At 54.3% G+C, this 15,032-nt stretch carries 14 protein-coding genes; 7 read left to right on the top strand and 7 right to left on the bottom strand.

Translation table 11 applies throughout. From position 1 onward, the window contains the following. Positions 1 to 35: 35 nt before the first annotated feature. On the top strand, positions 36 to 653 hold the full coding sequence (gene rpsD, locus COO92_RS10550) for a 30S ribosomal protein S4 (protein ID WP_022731823.1): 618 nt from the start codon (positions 36 to 38) through the stop codon (positions 651 to 653). Between the two features lie 238 nt (positions 654 to 891). On the opposite strand, the gene COO92_RS10555 is transcribed toward rpsD, so the two are convergent. The 4 genes from COO92_RS10555 to COO92_RS10570 all read right to left on the bottom strand — a co-directional run bounded on the left by COO92_RS10555 (position 892) and on the right by COO92_RS10570 (position 5,113). Further along, on the bottom strand, positions 892 to 3,096 hold the full coding sequence (locus COO92_RS10555) for a mechanosensitive ion channel family protein (RefSeq protein ID WP_101301979.1): 2,205 nt from the start codon (positions 3,094 to 3,096) through the stop codon (positions 892 to 894). 233 nt (positions 3,097 to 3,329) lie between these two features. Next, positions 3,330 to 3,665, bottom strand: a complete 336-nt coding sequence (gene grxD / locus COO92_RS10560; protein ID WP_022731825.1) for a Grx4 family monothiol glutaredoxin — start codon at positions 3,663 to 3,665, stop codon at positions 3,330 to 3,332. 91 nt (positions 3,666 to 3,756) lie between these two features. Then, the gene (gene rarD / locus COO92_RS10565; protein ID WP_101301981.1) at positions 3,757 to 4,665 is read right to left on the bottom strand and encodes an EamA family transporter RarD; all 909 of its coding nucleotides are present in this window, start codon (positions 4,663 to 4,665) and stop codon (positions 3,757 to 3,759) included. A gap of 214 nt (positions 4,666 to 4,879) precedes the next feature. Continuing rightward, complete coding sequence (locus COO92_RS10570) at positions 4,880 to 5,113, bottom strand: BolA family protein (protein WP_101301983.1); 234 nt, start codon at positions 5,111 to 5,113, stop codon at positions 4,880 to 4,882. Between the two features lie 314 nt (positions 5,114 to 5,427). Here COO92_RS10570 and COO92_RS10575 point away from each other — a divergent pair, with 314 nt between their 5' ends. Next, positions 5,428 to 5,922, top strand: a complete 495-nt coding sequence (locus COO92_RS10575) for a glyoxalase superfamily protein (protein ID WP_101301984.1) — start codon at positions 5,428 to 5,430, stop codon at positions 5,920 to 5,922. Between the two features lie 64 nt (positions 5,923 to 5,986). Here the strand turns inward: COO92_RS10575 and moaA are convergent, their stop codons facing one another. From moaA to COO92_RS10590, 3 genes are all read right to left on the bottom strand, one after another. Beyond that, a complete protein-coding gene (gene moaA / locus COO92_RS10580) occupies positions 5,987 to 6,985 on the bottom strand; it encodes a GTP 3',8-cyclase MoaA (protein WP_206186393.1) in 999 nt (332 codons plus the stop codon). Between the two features lie 253 nt (positions 6,986 to 7,238). Next, positions 7,239 to 8,057, bottom strand: a complete 819-nt coding sequence (locus COO92_RS10585) for a hypothetical protein (RefSeq protein WP_101301987.1) — start codon at positions 8,055 to 8,057, stop codon at positions 7,239 to 7,241. A 183-nt stretch (positions 8,058 to 8,240) separates the two neighbouring features. Beyond that, positions 8,241 to 8,426 (bottom strand): DUF3553 domain-containing protein, encoded by a 186-nt coding sequence (locus COO92_RS10590; protein ID WP_022731831.1) that lies wholly within the window; start codon positions 8,424 to 8,426, stop codon positions 8,241 to 8,243. A gap of 402 nt (positions 8,427 to 8,828) precedes the next feature. Between COO92_RS10590 and COO92_RS10595 the strand changes: the two genes are divergently transcribed. From COO92_RS10595 to COO92_RS22395, 5 genes are all read left to right on the top strand, one after another. Beyond that, positions 8,829 to 9,437 (top strand): histidine phosphotransferase family protein, encoded by a 609-nt coding sequence (locus COO92_RS10595; protein ID WP_101301989.1) that lies wholly within the window; start codon positions 8,829 to 8,831, stop codon positions 9,435 to 9,437. A 142-nt stretch (positions 9,438 to 9,579) separates the two neighbouring features. After that, on the top strand, positions 9,580 to 12,249 hold the full coding sequence (locus COO92_RS10600) for a hybrid sensor histidine kinase/response regulator (protein WP_022731833.1): 2,670 nt from the start codon (positions 9,580 to 9,582) through the stop codon (positions 12,247 to 12,249). Positions 12,250 to 12,265: 16 nt separating this feature from the next. After that, a complete protein-coding gene (locus COO92_RS10605) occupies positions 12,266 to 12,772 on the top strand; it encodes a chemotaxis protein CheW (RefSeq protein WP_101301991.1) in 507 nt (168 codons plus the stop codon). A gap of 85 nt (positions 12,773 to 12,857) precedes the next feature. Beyond that, the gene (locus COO92_RS10610; RefSeq protein ID WP_101301992.1) at positions 12,858 to 13,223 is read left to right on the top strand and encodes a response regulator; all 366 of its coding nucleotides are present in this window, start codon (positions 12,858 to 12,860) and stop codon (positions 13,221 to 13,223) included. A 73-nt stretch (positions 13,224 to 13,296) separates the two neighbouring features. Further along, positions 13,297 to 15,024, top strand: a complete 1,728-nt coding sequence (locus COO92_RS22395; RefSeq protein WP_101301994.1) for a chemotaxis protein CheB — start codon at positions 13,297 to 13,299, stop codon at positions 15,022 to 15,024. Positions 15,025 to 15,032: the final 8 nt, after the last annotated feature.

Consider the following 15,032-nt stretch of genomic DNA (forward strand, 5'->3'; position numbering starts at 1 on the left):
GACAATAAAGTGATCTTAAAAAAGAGAGTTATCAAATGTCGAAACGTATTGCTGCAAAGCATAAGATTGACCGCCGCCTTGGTGTGAACCTTTGGGGCCGTGCAAAATCGCCGCTGAACAAGCGCGAATATGCACCGGGCATGCACGGCGCAACCCGCCGTAAAAAACCGACCGATTTCGGTATCCAGCTGTTTGCCAAACAGCAGCTCAAAGGCTACTACGGCTCCATCTCTGAAAAACAGTTCCTGCGTTACTTCAAAGAAGCATCGCGTCGTCCGGGTGATACCTCCGAAACCCTCGTTGGTATTCTTGAACAGCGCCTTGATGCTGTGATCTACCGCATGAAATTCGTTCCGACCGTTTTTGCTGCACGTCAGTTCGTTAACCACGGCCACATTCTTGTCAACGGCAAGAAAGTAACCATTCCGTCATTCCTCGTTAAAGAAGGTGACGTTGTTGAAGTCAAACAGGCTTCACGTGAAATCCCGATGGTTATCGAAGCTGCGACCCTGAACGAACGTGACGTTCCGGAATATCTCGACGTTGACGCGAAGGCCTTCAAAGGCACCTTCGTTCGCGTACCGAAATTCGCAGAAATTCCTTACCCGGTTCAGATGCAGCCGAACCTGGTCATCGAATTCTACTCGCGTTAATCCTTACCGGATTTCGCGACGATCCAAACAAAAACGCCCGCTGGAAACAGCGGGCGTTTTTGTTTGTCTAAAGGATCGGCGTCTTAGGACATGTTAGCGCTAACATCCCTGTTTTACGAAGGGCTTGGCGATTGCGCCCTAGGGTGCGGCCAGCGGCCCCCAACATACGAAACAGCCCGGTGCAGATGGACGGCACCGGGCTGTTTTATGTTCGCGATGTTGGGATCGAACCGACTGGTTACGATTTTGACGCGTTGAGTTGTTCGGAGGCCTGCTGGGCCGCAGCGGCAACAGCCTCGCTTTTTTGTTCGGGCGTGGCATCGGGCGGCACATCGACCTTCACATTGCGCGATGCCATCTGGATGCCGTTTTCCTTGAACATCGCCAGCACGCTTTGATAGACGGTTTTGCGGATGGTGAATTGTTCGCCCGGTTTTGAGGTGTATTTCAACCCGATGACCATGTTGAACTCTTCCATCCGACGCACGCCTTGCGATTTCAGTGGCTCGATGAAGCTGTCGCCAATCAGCGGATCTTCCAGCAAGTCAGCCGAGAGTTTCTTGATCAGCTTTTTGATCTTGTTGACGTCGGTTTCGAACGGCACGCGGAATTCAAGTTTGACAATCACCCAATCGCGGCTGTGGTTGACGATGGATTTAATCTCGCCAAACGGTACGGTCTGAAGCGGGCCGCGGTGATGGCGCAATTGCATCGAGCGGATCGAGATGTTTTCCACCCGTCCGCGCAGGTTTTCCACCTCGATATACTCGCCAAGCCGAAACGCATCATCCAGCAGGAAGAACACACCCGCCACAACGTCGCGCACAAGCGCCTGACTGCCAAAGCCAAGGGCGAGACCAACCACGCCAGCACCGGCAATTAGTGGGCCGATATCAACGCCCAGCGAGGACAATGTGACCATGGTGACCATGATGACGATGACCGTGAAGGAAAAGTTCTTAAGCAGCGGCAGCAGCGTTTCAATCCGCGATAGGCCGGTGCCACCGCCTTCACCGTCGCCGTGATCGCCTCCTGAGGCGTTCATGCGTTCATCAAGGAAGGCCTTGATCAGCGACCAGATCAGATCAGCAATCAGCAAGATCATGATGATCTCGGTCGAGGCATCAATGATGCGGGCAAGTATCCCGGCATCGTTGGCCGTGGCAAGACGATCAAGACCCCAGATGCGCCACATACTGGCCAGAACAAACACAAGGGCGAGCAACCGCACACCACGTTTAAGAACCTTGGTAAAGACCGGGTGTTTTGGTTTTACCGGTTCGAACTCTTCGTCATGTTCGGTCGCATGTGCCAGTGCGGCGGCATTTTTGTCGGCGGCTTCCTGATCGGCGATCAGGACCTTTTTGTGATGCTGGCTTTCGATGATGTTGCGCAGGATGACATCAAACAGGCAGGCAAGGCCAATCGCCAGCAGGGCCTTTAGCATCCGTTCGGCCCCAATGACCGCAACGCCACCAACCAGAACCAGCCAAGCACAGACAATGACGGGCCAAAGCCGTGCGATGGACGTTGGCAAGGCAAGCTTTTCAACATTGCCGCTGACTTTGTTCGCAGCAAAAAAGCGGCCAAGCGAAACAGCGGCCACGCAAAATGAAATCACCGAAATCACCACGGCAATATCAAACAGGATGATATCGCCCAGAACCATGGTGGGCGCGGCACTAAACACACCGGCCAGGCCAAAGGAAAACAGTGAAACGCCTGCGGCCAGTGTCAGGCTGCGGGTCAGGACTGCGGCAGCATCCGGATCCACATTGATCATGCGCAGGCCTTCAGCCTTGGGTGCGAACAGGAACTGAAGAACGATCATGAGGATACGCAGCAGGAAGAACGCCATCAAAAGCGACATCAGCGCGCTTTTCATAATCGGCGGCCAGTCAAAAATCATGAACGTCCCGATCGATCCGATGGCAAACACACCAAGCGAAAGCAGCGACAGAACACAAAGCGTGACAATCTGTTTGAGACGATCCGCAAATTTAACGGGGGACTGAGCTTCAAGATGGGCGCACATCGGAGCAGCCACCCGGCGATAGATGATTTCAGCAATCACCCCGACAGCAACAAAAACAGCGGTAAAGAGGATCAACTTCATCAGCCCGGTGCGTCCCATGTCAGACGACATGAAGGTGCCAGTGGCATCAAGTTCATCAGGGAAGGCCGAGAGGCCTTCTATTGTGCGTTCAATCCGCTCTTTGGTGCGCGCGACACCCGCGTCAAGGAATCCGTAGTAGCTAAAGGTGTTTGCTGCGACATCGTCGGTGGGGGGTGCTTGATCAATGCTGGTCTGATCATCATCGCCCGAACCGGCCATCGCGGCAACGGCGGCCATTTGCGCATGTGCGGGGGGAGGCGGGGTGATGACGCAAATGGCAAAAAGCCAAAGTGCCAGACAGATCGTTGTTTTGATTGCTGATTTCATCCCGCTCATTGTCCCCTGTTACGCGCAGAATTCTATCTGACAAAGATGGGGACATTTCGGACAAGCATCAAGAAATAGTTTCACGACACATGCGGCTATGATCGCAAAAGGTGTGGCGTTGGCGCGTAAGATGATGCGTCAAGGCCGACCGCATTGGTGACATGCATGCATGAAAAAACGCGCTGGCCAAAGCACAGCGCGTTTTAAATTCTTTGGGATGCCGGTCAGGTGCCTTAGGCCGCAACCGCAACGCCCTTTTCTTTGAGGTGCTGGGCCAATTCGCCCGATGCAAACATCTCACGGACGATGTCACAGCCACCAAGGAACTCGCCCTTGACGTAAAGCTGCGGAATGGTCGGCCAGTTTGAAAAGTCCTTGATGCCCTGACGGATTGCCGGGTCAACCAGAACGTTGATGTCTTTGAACTGAACACCAAGTTCAGCCATGACTTGAACAACAGCAGCAGAGAAACCACACTGCGGGAACATGGCAGTCCCCTTCATGAACACGACGATATCGTTATCGTTGATGTCCTTCTGGATACGCTCGAAAACCGGATTGTCGGTCATAATGATTGTCCTTGGCTTTGGGCGGGGATTTTTCCGCCGCGGGAATAGTTAAACTTTATGGTCGAAGATATGGCTGGAACCTGCGGTTCTGTCAACTCTTGCGGCGATTTTGGCGTGCTGTGCGCAGGTTATCCCAGCTGTAAACGCCAAGTCCGATCCAAACCAAGGTGTACGTCACCATATGGGCTGTGGTGAAAGCCTCGCCAAAGACCATAACCGCGATGATGAACTGTATCGTCGGGTTGAGGTACTGCATCAGACCAAGAGCGGAAAACTTCATATTGCGTGCGGCAAAGGCAAACAGCACAAGCGGGATCGTCGTGCAGATGCCAAGCCCGATCAACAGTGCGTCCTGTTCAATTCCGATATTGCCAAATGCCAATTCACCGTGGCGTTGCAGCCAGACCAAATAAATCAGGGAGGCCGGCGTAAGCAGAGCGCATTCAACAAAAAGACCGGCAATCGGATCGGCGGGTACAAATTTGCGGATCACACCGTAAAAGGCAAACAGGGTAGACAGGCTGAGCGCAATCCATGGCAGGTGGCCATAAAACACCAGAAGGTTCAAAACCCCGACGGTGCAAATCGCCACCGATAGCATCTGAATCCGGTTGAGCTTTTCGCCAAAGAAAATCCGCCCCAGAATGAGCATGACCAACGGCATGATGTAATAGCCAAGGCTGGCTTCCAGCGCGTTGCCACTATTGATCGCCCAGATGTAAATCACCCAGTTTCCCGCCACCAGAAGGCTGCTGAGAAACAGCAAGCCAAGTGTTCTGGATGATGAAATCAACGCCCAGAGCTGTTTACGTTTTCCCAGCGCAAACACCAGAACGAGTGTCAGGGCCGCTGACCAGACGATACGATGGGACAGGATTTCAAGCGGCCCGGCAAAACCGACCAGTTTGAAATACAGGCCAAAGGTGCCCCAGATGACAAAAGCGCCAAGTCCGGCGAGGGGGCCTGCGCCGACTAATGCTGGTTTTTCGGTTGATGACATGGGTGTTGGGCCGTGATCCGTTAATGAGGCTGTGTCCGGCTGGCAACAACGGTCGGCCGGGATGGGTACGCAGGTTTGGTCGAGCTTCAAGACGAAGGGCGCCGAACTGTATCCGGCGCCCGTAAGCGTCTGACATCGGCCCGGTCATGGTGGCGTGGGCAGATGTCGAAAATCTTCGTCATGTCGACGATGGTGGTGGCAGTGGTTTAGACGATCAGTCTGGGGCCGATGTCTGCAGCGCCAGCGCATGCAGATCGCCGCCCATTTTGCCCTTAAGCGCGGAGTAGACCATCTGATGCTGGATCACGCGGGTTTTGCCGCGGAACTGCTCAGAGACAACAATTGCCGCATAATGATCGCCATCGCCGCGCAAATCCTCGATGCGGACCTGTGCATCGGGCAGCGCTTCCTTGATCATGCTTTCAATTTCATAGGCTTCCATGGCCATGGCGTTTATTCCTTATAATAGATCGAGCGGCACATCTGCCCGTTCGATGGGATCTGTTTTGTTTGGTATATGTTGTTGCCCCCGGCGCTGTCAATTTCTGCGCAGCATCGATTAAGCATCATTGCTTGAAGATGCGCTAATGCTTGTGTTGCCCGCGATAATTGGCTAAACAGCGAAACAGGGTTGCGCACACCCGCCGTCCGCAAGGTTTATGCCTTTGGTAAAGTGACGCAGATGAAATGTATCGGACCCGTTTCCAGATCAGGCAACGGCCCGGCAACGCGGACGCCCGGCCTCCTGTATGGAGACGATGAATGACTTCAAATACCTTAAATATCAACCGTGCCGATATCGACACGGATGCCACCGAACAGTTCAAGGCACAGGCAAAACGCCTGCGCAAAGCCCTGGCCGCGCGCGATGTCTCAATCTCGCATGCCAGCTCGCTCGAACTGTTGGCGCAAAGTCATGGGTATCGTGACTGGAACACGGCCATCGCCATGGCACGGCGTAACATCCCGACCAATGTCGCCGATCTTGGCATTGGTAAACGCTTTGCCGGATCATACCTTGGCCACGCGGTCACCGGATTAATCCGCAGCGTGACCGCCACACCGGTTGGCGGCGTGTTTCGCGTCGAGGTGCATCTTGATGAGCCGGTTGATGTGGTGGAATCAAAACGCTTTAGTGGCTATCGCCAACGCATTGCATCGCGCATCAATGAAAACTGCGAACCGGTCCTGACCAATGGCAGGTCCGGTCCGGGGCTTTCGATTGATCTTTTGTTGCGTGATGCTGATAGCGTGTGAACACGTTTGTCACAGACATAAACGATGAAACCCTCCGGCAGCTTCCAAAAGTTGCCGGAGCTGCTTAACCGCCCGTCATGCTCATGTGCCGACCGACAGCAGGTTTCGCACCTTTGCGGTCGATGACAAAGTCATGGCCCTTGGGTTTGAGGACCATGGCGGCATCCAGCATTTGATTGAGGGCGCGCGGATCGCCGGTGCGAAGGGCCGCGCGCAGGTCAACGTGGTCTTCCTGACCCAGACACATATAAAGCGTGCCGGTGCAGGTCACGCGCACACGGTTGCAGCCCTCGCAGAAGTTATGGGTCAGCGGCGTGATAAAGCCCAGACGTCCGCCGGTTTCGGCCACGGTGGTATAGCGTGCCGGGCCGGGGGTGACATATTCGGACGGGATCAGGGTGTATTCCTGCTCCAACCGTTCGCGCACCACGGTTAGCGGCAAATACTGATCGGTGCGGTCGCCGTCAATGTCGCCAAGCGGCATGGTTTCGATCAAACACAGATCAAATCCTTCTTTGCCACACCACGCGACAAGGCGTGACATTTCGTCTTCGTTGAAATTGCGAAGGGCGACGGTATTGATCTTGATGTGAATGCCTGCCTGTTTGGCGGCTTCAAGCCCGGCCAGCACCTGTTCAAGGCGGCCACGGCGGGTGATTTCGGTGAATTTTTGTGAATCGAGGCTATCGAGCGAGATGTTAAGCCGTTTGACGCCAAGCCGGGCCAGATCATCGGCATAGGTCGCAAGTTGGCTGCCATTGGTGGTCATGGTCAATTCATCGAGCGCGCCGGTTTTAAGATGGCGTGACAAATCAGCAATCAAATCCATGATGCCACGACGCACCAGTGGTTCGCCGCCCGTCAGGCGCAGTTTGCGCACACCGCGATTGATAAAGGCCGTGCAGAGCTGATCGAGTTCTTCGAGTGAAAGAACTTCTGATTTTGGCAGAAACGTCATGTTTTCCGCCATGCAATAGGTGCAGCGGAAATCGCAGCGATCGGTTACCGAAACGCGCAGGTAGGAAACATGGCGGCCATATTTATCGATCAGCGGTGTTGTCATGGCGTGGGGCTCAGCACTGTTCGTTTGTTTAAAATACAATCTTCGGGACGCTGACTGTTGCATAGCAGACCCGGTTTTGACCAGTCTGTTTCAATCGCGTCCGATCACCTTTCCGTCAGGTGGGATATCATCATATACCACACGACACGGGGACGAAAAAACCGCGCCCAACATATCGGACGCGGCTTTTGTAAGCTATTTGCGGGTAACCGTGGGGTAACGGCATTTCTGCCTTGGCGCGCGTCAAATGGCGTTAGCCTTCCTTTTTGAGCACGGCATAGTCGTTCTCAATCGCCTTAACCACGGTACGCAGGGTCGCGACATTTTCACTGCCAAGCTTTGCCACCAGTTCAGCCGAATGTTCGGGAACAGAAAGGGTTTCGCGCACATCGCGGAACAGGGCATGGAGCATCAGAATGCAATGGGTTTCCGTAAAGGTCCAATTGTCCGCGCCTGACGGCAGGTTGTCATTGACCAACTGCATGAGCCATTTTTTGCGATGCTCGTAATTCTTGAAATGTAGGGCCATGCGGGCAAAGACCAGATTGATGCGCAACGCAACAGCAGGTTCCTTGGCCAGATGGTCCCAATATTCGGTTGGATCACGCAGTTCGTCGTCTTCATCGGCGTGGGCTTCGATGATGGCGTGGATTTCGCCGTCAATTTCCTGAAGCATATCCATGCCGACCATCATGCGGATGACCTTGAAGAAGGGTTGCAGGATGCTGCGCGACAAAGCACCATGTTCAAGGTCGCCAGCCTCACCACCTTCGAGAAGGTATTCAAAACGGCTGACCAAAAGGCGGCCGAATGGATCGTGGCGCACCGCAGCCTTTTCGCGGGCCTTGATCGATTCCATGTCGCTTTCAAGCACGGACCATGCCCCGTCAAACAGGTTTTCCTGATCGCGCAGGCTGTCGACGGCTTTTAGAATTTGTTCTTCGGTAAGCACACCGCCATGGTCTCGGGCATGATGCACCAGCCCCTGGGCAAAATGTTCCAGCACAGAGAAGGCGGCGACGTGGTGGCGCTGCTTAAAGCTGTCACGTGGTGGTTTGTTGACTGCAATCATAAAGCTGTCCAGACCTCGGTTAAGACGGTTGCGCAGATGAATGGTGCATTTATCTTGTCAGAATAAGCCCATTTAATACGCGGAATTCATTAATAATTTAGTGTCAGCAATTCACATGCCAAGGGGCAGCGTAATCAGGGCTTTATGATGTGCCCAAATGTGGCGATCCGGATCGGGGCGGTCTTATTCGTAATCGATTGCCGCCTCGACGATTTCCAGAACGACATGGCGCGGGCGAATAATCTGACGCCCGGCTTCTTCGAAATTAACCGCGATGCGATCCCCATCAACGGCCTGAATGCGGCCCAGCCCCCAATCGGGTTGATTGGGATGGCGAACGATGGTGCCGGGTGTTAGCAAAAAATCCATTGGGTACTCTGTCTGCCGTGTCTATGGTTTCTATATAGGCTCATCATGCCGGGGACACAAATCAACGCATAAATCAGGGTATGATGAAAATGCAGATTGCCCAAACAGGCAAGCACGACTTGCGCCGTTTGGGGCATTTGACGTCTGGGCGGCAAAATTTGCCGGGTGGTGCGACGTCGCAGACGGGCAGGTTATCAACTGCGATGATCTTGATGAATGCAGGATGCGTTCAACCTATCAAGCTGTAAATTTCGCATTGGCTAAATAAGCTCTTAACATATCAGGGGCAATCTTGGCGCTTCGTAGCAGGTCGTGTGTCCGTCGTGGCCGGTTATGGAAACGGGCATTGTGTTTGGGGACGCAATGCGGTGAACAGAAAAAACACCTTGGAGTACCGCCGCAATGGATGATGACATCGCCCTTGAGATGACGCTGATCGAGTTGATCAGTTCGCGCATTTGTCATGACCTTGTCGGGCCGGTTGGTGCGGTAAATGCCGGGGCCGAACTGATGGGCGAAGAAGGTGTTTCCGATGATGAAGCACTGGCGTTGATGCGCAAAAGTGGCCTTGAAGCTGCACGGCGCCTGCAATTGTTTCGTTTGGCATTTGGTCGGGCAGGCAACAGTGTTGATACCGCCTCTATGCGCGATGCTGCGCGCCATGCTTATGAGGCGGAAGGCAAGGTGACGCTTGACTGGCAGGACCTTGCATTTGATCCATCGCATGGACGTGTTGTTTTGAATATGGTCATGCTGGCCCGTGAGGCATTGCCGTTCGGTGGGACAATCTCTGTTACGCACGACTCCGGTGGCCGCACAACGGTCCGTGCAGAAGGCAAGCGCGCGGCATTACGTGCCGAAGTGATGAATGTGCTTGAAAACGAAGTATCTGCAGATGAGCTTGATCCGCGCACTGTGCATGGGTTTTTCGTCAGAAACCTGGCGAAACGTTCCGGCGGGGCGCTTTCGGTCTTGCAACAGGAAGCAAATATTGCATTGATCTATGTATAAAAAATTGACCTGCGGGTCTGGTAATCAGTTGTGGTAGCTTCTACGTAAGTAACCGACGTAATGTGTGTTTCTTGCTGTTTGGGCATTAATGGGAGTTCCGGTTCCGGCAAACGGTTGATTGTTGGAGTTTTGGAGGGGGTATATGGACGATCTTTTAAGTGAATTTCTGACCGAGACTTCGGAAAGCCTTTCGACGCTTGACGTCGAGCTGGTGAAGCTTGAACAGAACCCGAATGATCCTGATATTTTGTCCAACATTTTCCGTTTGGTGCATACCATCAAAGGGACGTGCGGATTTCTTGGCCTGCCGCGACTGGAAGCTGTCGCGCATGCTGGCGAGAACGTGCTCGGGAAAATCCGTGATGGTGAACTGATTGTCACACCGCCTGCGGTGACGCTGGTGCTGGAATCCATCGATACCATTAAATATTTGCTCGGTGAGCTTGAACAGAACGAAGCAGAGCCGGACGGCAATGACGCCGATCTGATTGCGCGCCTGAACCATTTTGCCGATACCGGCACGATCATGGGCGGGGACGCTGCACCGGCGGCTGCTGTTGAAGAAGCGCCTGCCGATGACGCGCCTGAGATGACTGACGACGAACGTTTGCAGGCCATCTTTGACGCGACAGAAGTCGACCCGGAAGTTGCCGAACCAGAAGCACCTGCGGCGGCTCCGCCGGCTGCGGCCAAGTCACAGGAAGTCGCGCCGGCCAAACCTGCCAAGGCAGCCGGTCCGAAAGCCGAAGCACCGCGTGCCGAAGTCAAGGAAAGTTCGGTTGCGGCCCAGACGATCCGCGTGAACGTTGAATTGCTTGAAAACCTGATGACGCTGGTTTCCGAGCTTGTCCTGACCCGTAACCAGCTTTTGCAGATGGTGCGCGGCAAGGACGACAGCGAATTTACTGTGCCGTTGCAGCGCCTGTCCCACATCACGACCGACCTTCAGGAAGGCGTGATGAAGACCCGTATGCAGCCAATCGGTAATGCATGGGCCAAGTTGCCGCGTATTGTTCGCGACCTTGCCCTTGAGATGAACAAGAAAATCGATCTGCAGATGATCGGTGCCGATACGGAACTTGACCGTCAGGTGCTTGAGCTTATCAAAGATCCGTTGACTCACATGGTGCGGAACTCTGCCGACCATGGCTTGGAAGACATTCCGGGCCGTCGTGAAGTTGGCAAGCCTGAAACCGGTACGGTCACGCTGAACGCCTATCACGAGGGTGGTCACATCATCATCGAGATTTCCGATGATGGTCGTGGGTTGAACCTTGAACGGATCAAGGCCAAAGCCATCACCAACGGTCTGGCGACCGAGAGTGAGCTGGAAAGCATGGGCGACCAGCAGATCCAGCAGTTTATTTTCAAAGCCGGTTTCTCGACCGCGGAAAAAGTCACATCGGTGTCTGGACGTGGTGTGGGTATGGACGTTGTTCGTACCAACATCGAAAAAATCGGTGGTACGGTTGAACTGAAATCGGTCGAAGGCCGCGGGTCGACCTTTATCATTAAAATTCCGCTGACCCTGGCGATTGTCTCGGCTCTGATCGTTGAAAGTGGTGGCGAACGTTTTGCCATCCCGCAGATCAGCGTTCTGGAGCTTGTTCGCGCATCGAACAATTCCGAACATTCCATCGAACGCATTCACGACACCCCGGTGTTGCGTCTGCGCAATCGTCTTCTTCCGCTGGTCACGCTCAAGAAAATTCTTGGGCTTGATACCACCGAGGAGGCCGATGACGGGGTTGATGAAGAAGCCTTCATCGTTGTTGCTCAGGTCGGGACATATTCATTCGGTATTATTGTCGACCGTGTGTTTGACACCGAGGAAATCGTGGTCAAACCGGTTGCACCGATCCTGCGTGATCTGTCGCTGTTCTCGGGCAATACCATCCTTGGCGATGGTAGCGTGATCATGATCCTTGACCCGAACGGCATTGCCAACCGCACCGGCGAAATCACTGTTGGGGATTCGCAAGGTGTCGAAGGCAAAGCCAAAGCCGACGCATCCGATGGCGAAACCACCTCGATGCTGGTGTTCCGGGCCGGGGGCAATGAAGTCCGCGCCGTGCCGCTTGCACTGGTGGCGCGTCTTGAGGAAATCGATGTCGAGAACATTGAGCATTCCAATGGCCGTCCGCTGGTTCAGTATCGTGGCAAGCTGATGCCGCTGGTCTTTATTGACGGTGGCTATCAGATGAAGACCGAAGGTCGCCAGCCGACCCTTGTCTTCCAGGATCGCGAACGGACCATGGGGCTTGTGGTCGACGAGATTGTTGATATCGTCGATGACGTGCTGAATGTTGAATTGACAGCGGATCAGGATGGTCTGGTTGGCTCGGCCGTGATTGACGGCAAGGCAACCGATCTGATCGATGCGGGGTATTATCTTGAACTGGCCTTTAGTGACTGGTTCGGGACCGAAGAAAATGGTGGCGAGAAGAAGCGTGTTCTTCTGATCGACGACAGCCCGTTCTTCCGTAACCTTCTGACGCCGATGCTTTCGGTTGCCGGGTTCCGTGTGACGGCACTTGAAAATGCCGAGCAGGCCATGGAACTTAAAAACCGTGGCGAAGTCTTTGATGCGATCATCAGTGATATCGAAATGCCCGGTATGAACGGCTTTGAGTTTGCTGAAGCATTGCAGAATGACGAGCTTTGGGGCGAGACTCCGATCATTGCCCTGTCGTCGCATACGAAAGACGAAGATTTCGAGCGCGGTCGCCAGGTCGGCTTCAGCGATTATGTGGCCAAATTTGACCGTGATGCGCTTGTCTCGACCTTGATCCAGACATTGAGCACCATTTAATCGGGAGATTTTCCAAATGAGTGACAATAAGGCACTTGTCCCGAGCCATGAACGTGGGGCAGCTCTTGATCTTCGCGGTGACACCAAGGATTTCGTCACCGCGTATATCGGCAAACAGCTTTTCGGTATTCCGGTTCTGACGGTTCAGGATGTTTTGGGGCCGCAGCGTATTACGCGTATCCCACTTGCGCCGCCCGAAGTTGCCGGTTCGCTGAACCTGCGTGGGCGTATCGTGACCGCAATTGACGTGCGCAAACGTTTGGGGCTTCGTGACAAGGAAGACGAAGATCCGGGCATGAGCATCGTTGTTGATCAAGGTGGCGAACTTTACAGTTTGATGGTTGATCAGGTAGGAGAAGTTCTAAGCGTACCTAAAAAGGCGTTTGAACAGAACCCGGCAACCCTTGATGCACGCTGGCGGGAATTTTCCGATGGAATTTTCCGGCTGGATAAAAAGCTTTTGGTTATTCTTGATGTGACGCGACTGCTTGATTTTAATGCTGCAGTAAAGCAGGCTGTCTGATCTTGGATAGTGTGCCGGGCGCCTTAATGCGTCCGGTGCGATGCCGTTCTTGGCTTAACGACCTAGAAACACGAGAAGGAAGTCGATGAAGAGTTGTCTCGTCGTCGATGATTCAAAAGTCATCCGAATGGTCGCGCGCCGCATCCTCGAAGAAATGAGCTTCGAGGTTGTTGAAGCAGTCGATGGTCAGGAGGCACTTGAAAAGTGCCTTGAAGATATGCCCGACGCGGTGCTGCTTGATTGGAACATGCCGATCAAAAGCGGGATTGATTTCCTGCGGGAACTTCGGGCATCCCCGGGTGGGGATGAGCCGGTGGTTGTCTTCTGCACGACAGAAAACGATCTGGAGCATATTCAGGAAGCCATTACAGCCGGTGCGAATGAGTACATCATGAAACCGTTCGACAGCGAGATCATTCAGGCAAAATTTGAACAGGTTGGTCTGATTTAGATCGCCTGTTTTGATGTTGCCGTCTTGGCAACCTGTCCTTGATCTCCTGAGAGTCTAGCGGGGATGCTGCTACGTGGAAGAAGTGCCTGTCCATTCGCCATACAAAGTCCTGATTGTCGATGACTCCGCGATTGTACGGGGGCTTGTGACACGCATGTTGGCCGAGGACGACGAAATCAACGTCGTAGGATCGGTCAATAATGGTGAAGAAGCCCTTGCTGTCATGGAAGGCGGTGGCATTGAGGTTGTGGTTCTCGACATCGAGATGCCGGTGATGGACGGACTGACGGCCTTACCAAAGCTGTTGGAAATTGACCCAACAGTGCGGGTGATCATGGCTTCTACCCTGACCAAGCGGAATGCCGATATCAGTTTTCAGGCAATGACCCTTGGCGCAGTTGACTACATTCCCAAACCCAGTTCAGCAAAAGACCTCAATGTCGGGGAAGGCTTCCGGGCCGAACTTCTCGACAAGGTAAAGGCATGGGCCGAGCAGCGTCGCAAGATGCTCGAAGTCGAGGAAGCACATGCTCTTGCCCGTGCCGAGGAATACGCGGCATTAGAGGCGGCTGCTGAGCACCCCGCTGAGGCCGATCCGCACACACCCCAGGTGGCAGAGATACCCCAAGATCCTGAAGCAGGGGAGGATGCCGCCGCCGCCGGTACTCCTGCTTCGGATGACAAGCACGATAAGGATCAGGCACCGTTCCGTGCTCAAATGTCGGTCGAGCATCAGCAGATGCAAAAAGTCGGACGTATTCAGCGCAAACGTTTTACCGCCGAATTGCGGCCGCGTCCGATGCAGCAGCATCCACGTCCGCAACAGGTGCAAATGCGCCCAACACCGCAAACACCAGCCCAGCCTGCACCTTCGTCGCAATCACCGCAGTCTGCTCGCGCTGCCGATCCGGGCCAGCGTGCGGCGACAGTGCCGGGAAATCCGCGCGTGCAAGGTGCGCCGCGTGATCCCGGCGGGCTTATTCGCGATGCTGCCATTGCTGTCGGAAATACGGCGGGCAGGGCTGCCGTTGCCAAACCGGCCATGCCCGGAAAACCGAGTGTTCCAGGCACGGCCAAGCCATCGGCAGCCCCGGCTGCAAGAGCGCCAAGTGGGCCCGCACCCAAACAACAACGGCCAAACACAGCGCGCGGGTCTTCTGCCCCTGCGCCGACACGGGCACGTGTTGGTGGCGGTAAGGCCGTATCGTTGTTGCCGGAAAAGCGTCTGAACGTTGAAGTGATTGCCATCGGCAGTTCGACCGGGGGGCCGCAAGCATTGTTTGAAGTGTTGCGCGGGCTCGCCGGTGTGCGTCAGCCGATCTTCATTACCCAGCATATGCCTGCGACCTTTACGACGATTTTGGCCGAACATATCACCCGTCTGACTGGACTTAAGTGTCAGGAAGGTCAAAATGGGATGCCTATTGTTGGTGGACAGGTTTATCTTGCGCCGGGTGATTACCACATGACAGTGGAAGGGCGCGGTGCGTCGCGCCATATCAAGCTGAACCAAAATCCACCAGAAAACTTCTGCCGCCCGTCGGTCGATCCGATGTTGCGCAGTATCGTTGAAAGTTATGGTGGAAATATTCTGACCGCGATACTGACCGGAATGGGACAGGATGGTATGCTTGGTGGACGTGCTGTTGTCGGTGCCGGGGGAATGGTTGTGGCGCAAGACGAACAAAGCAGTGTTGTATGGGGGATGCCGGGCGCTGCCGCGCATGCTGGTATCTGTTCTGCTGTTCTGCCAGTCGGCGGGATTGCGGCCTATATTAAAAAATTCGCGGGGGGTCGTTAACCCACAAT

Origin of the sequence: Thalassospira lohafexi, from assembly GCF_002844275.1 — a bacterium.
Classification (GTDB): Bacteria; Pseudomonadota; Alphaproteobacteria; order Rhodospirillales; family Thalassospiraceae; genus Thalassospira; species Thalassospira lohafexi.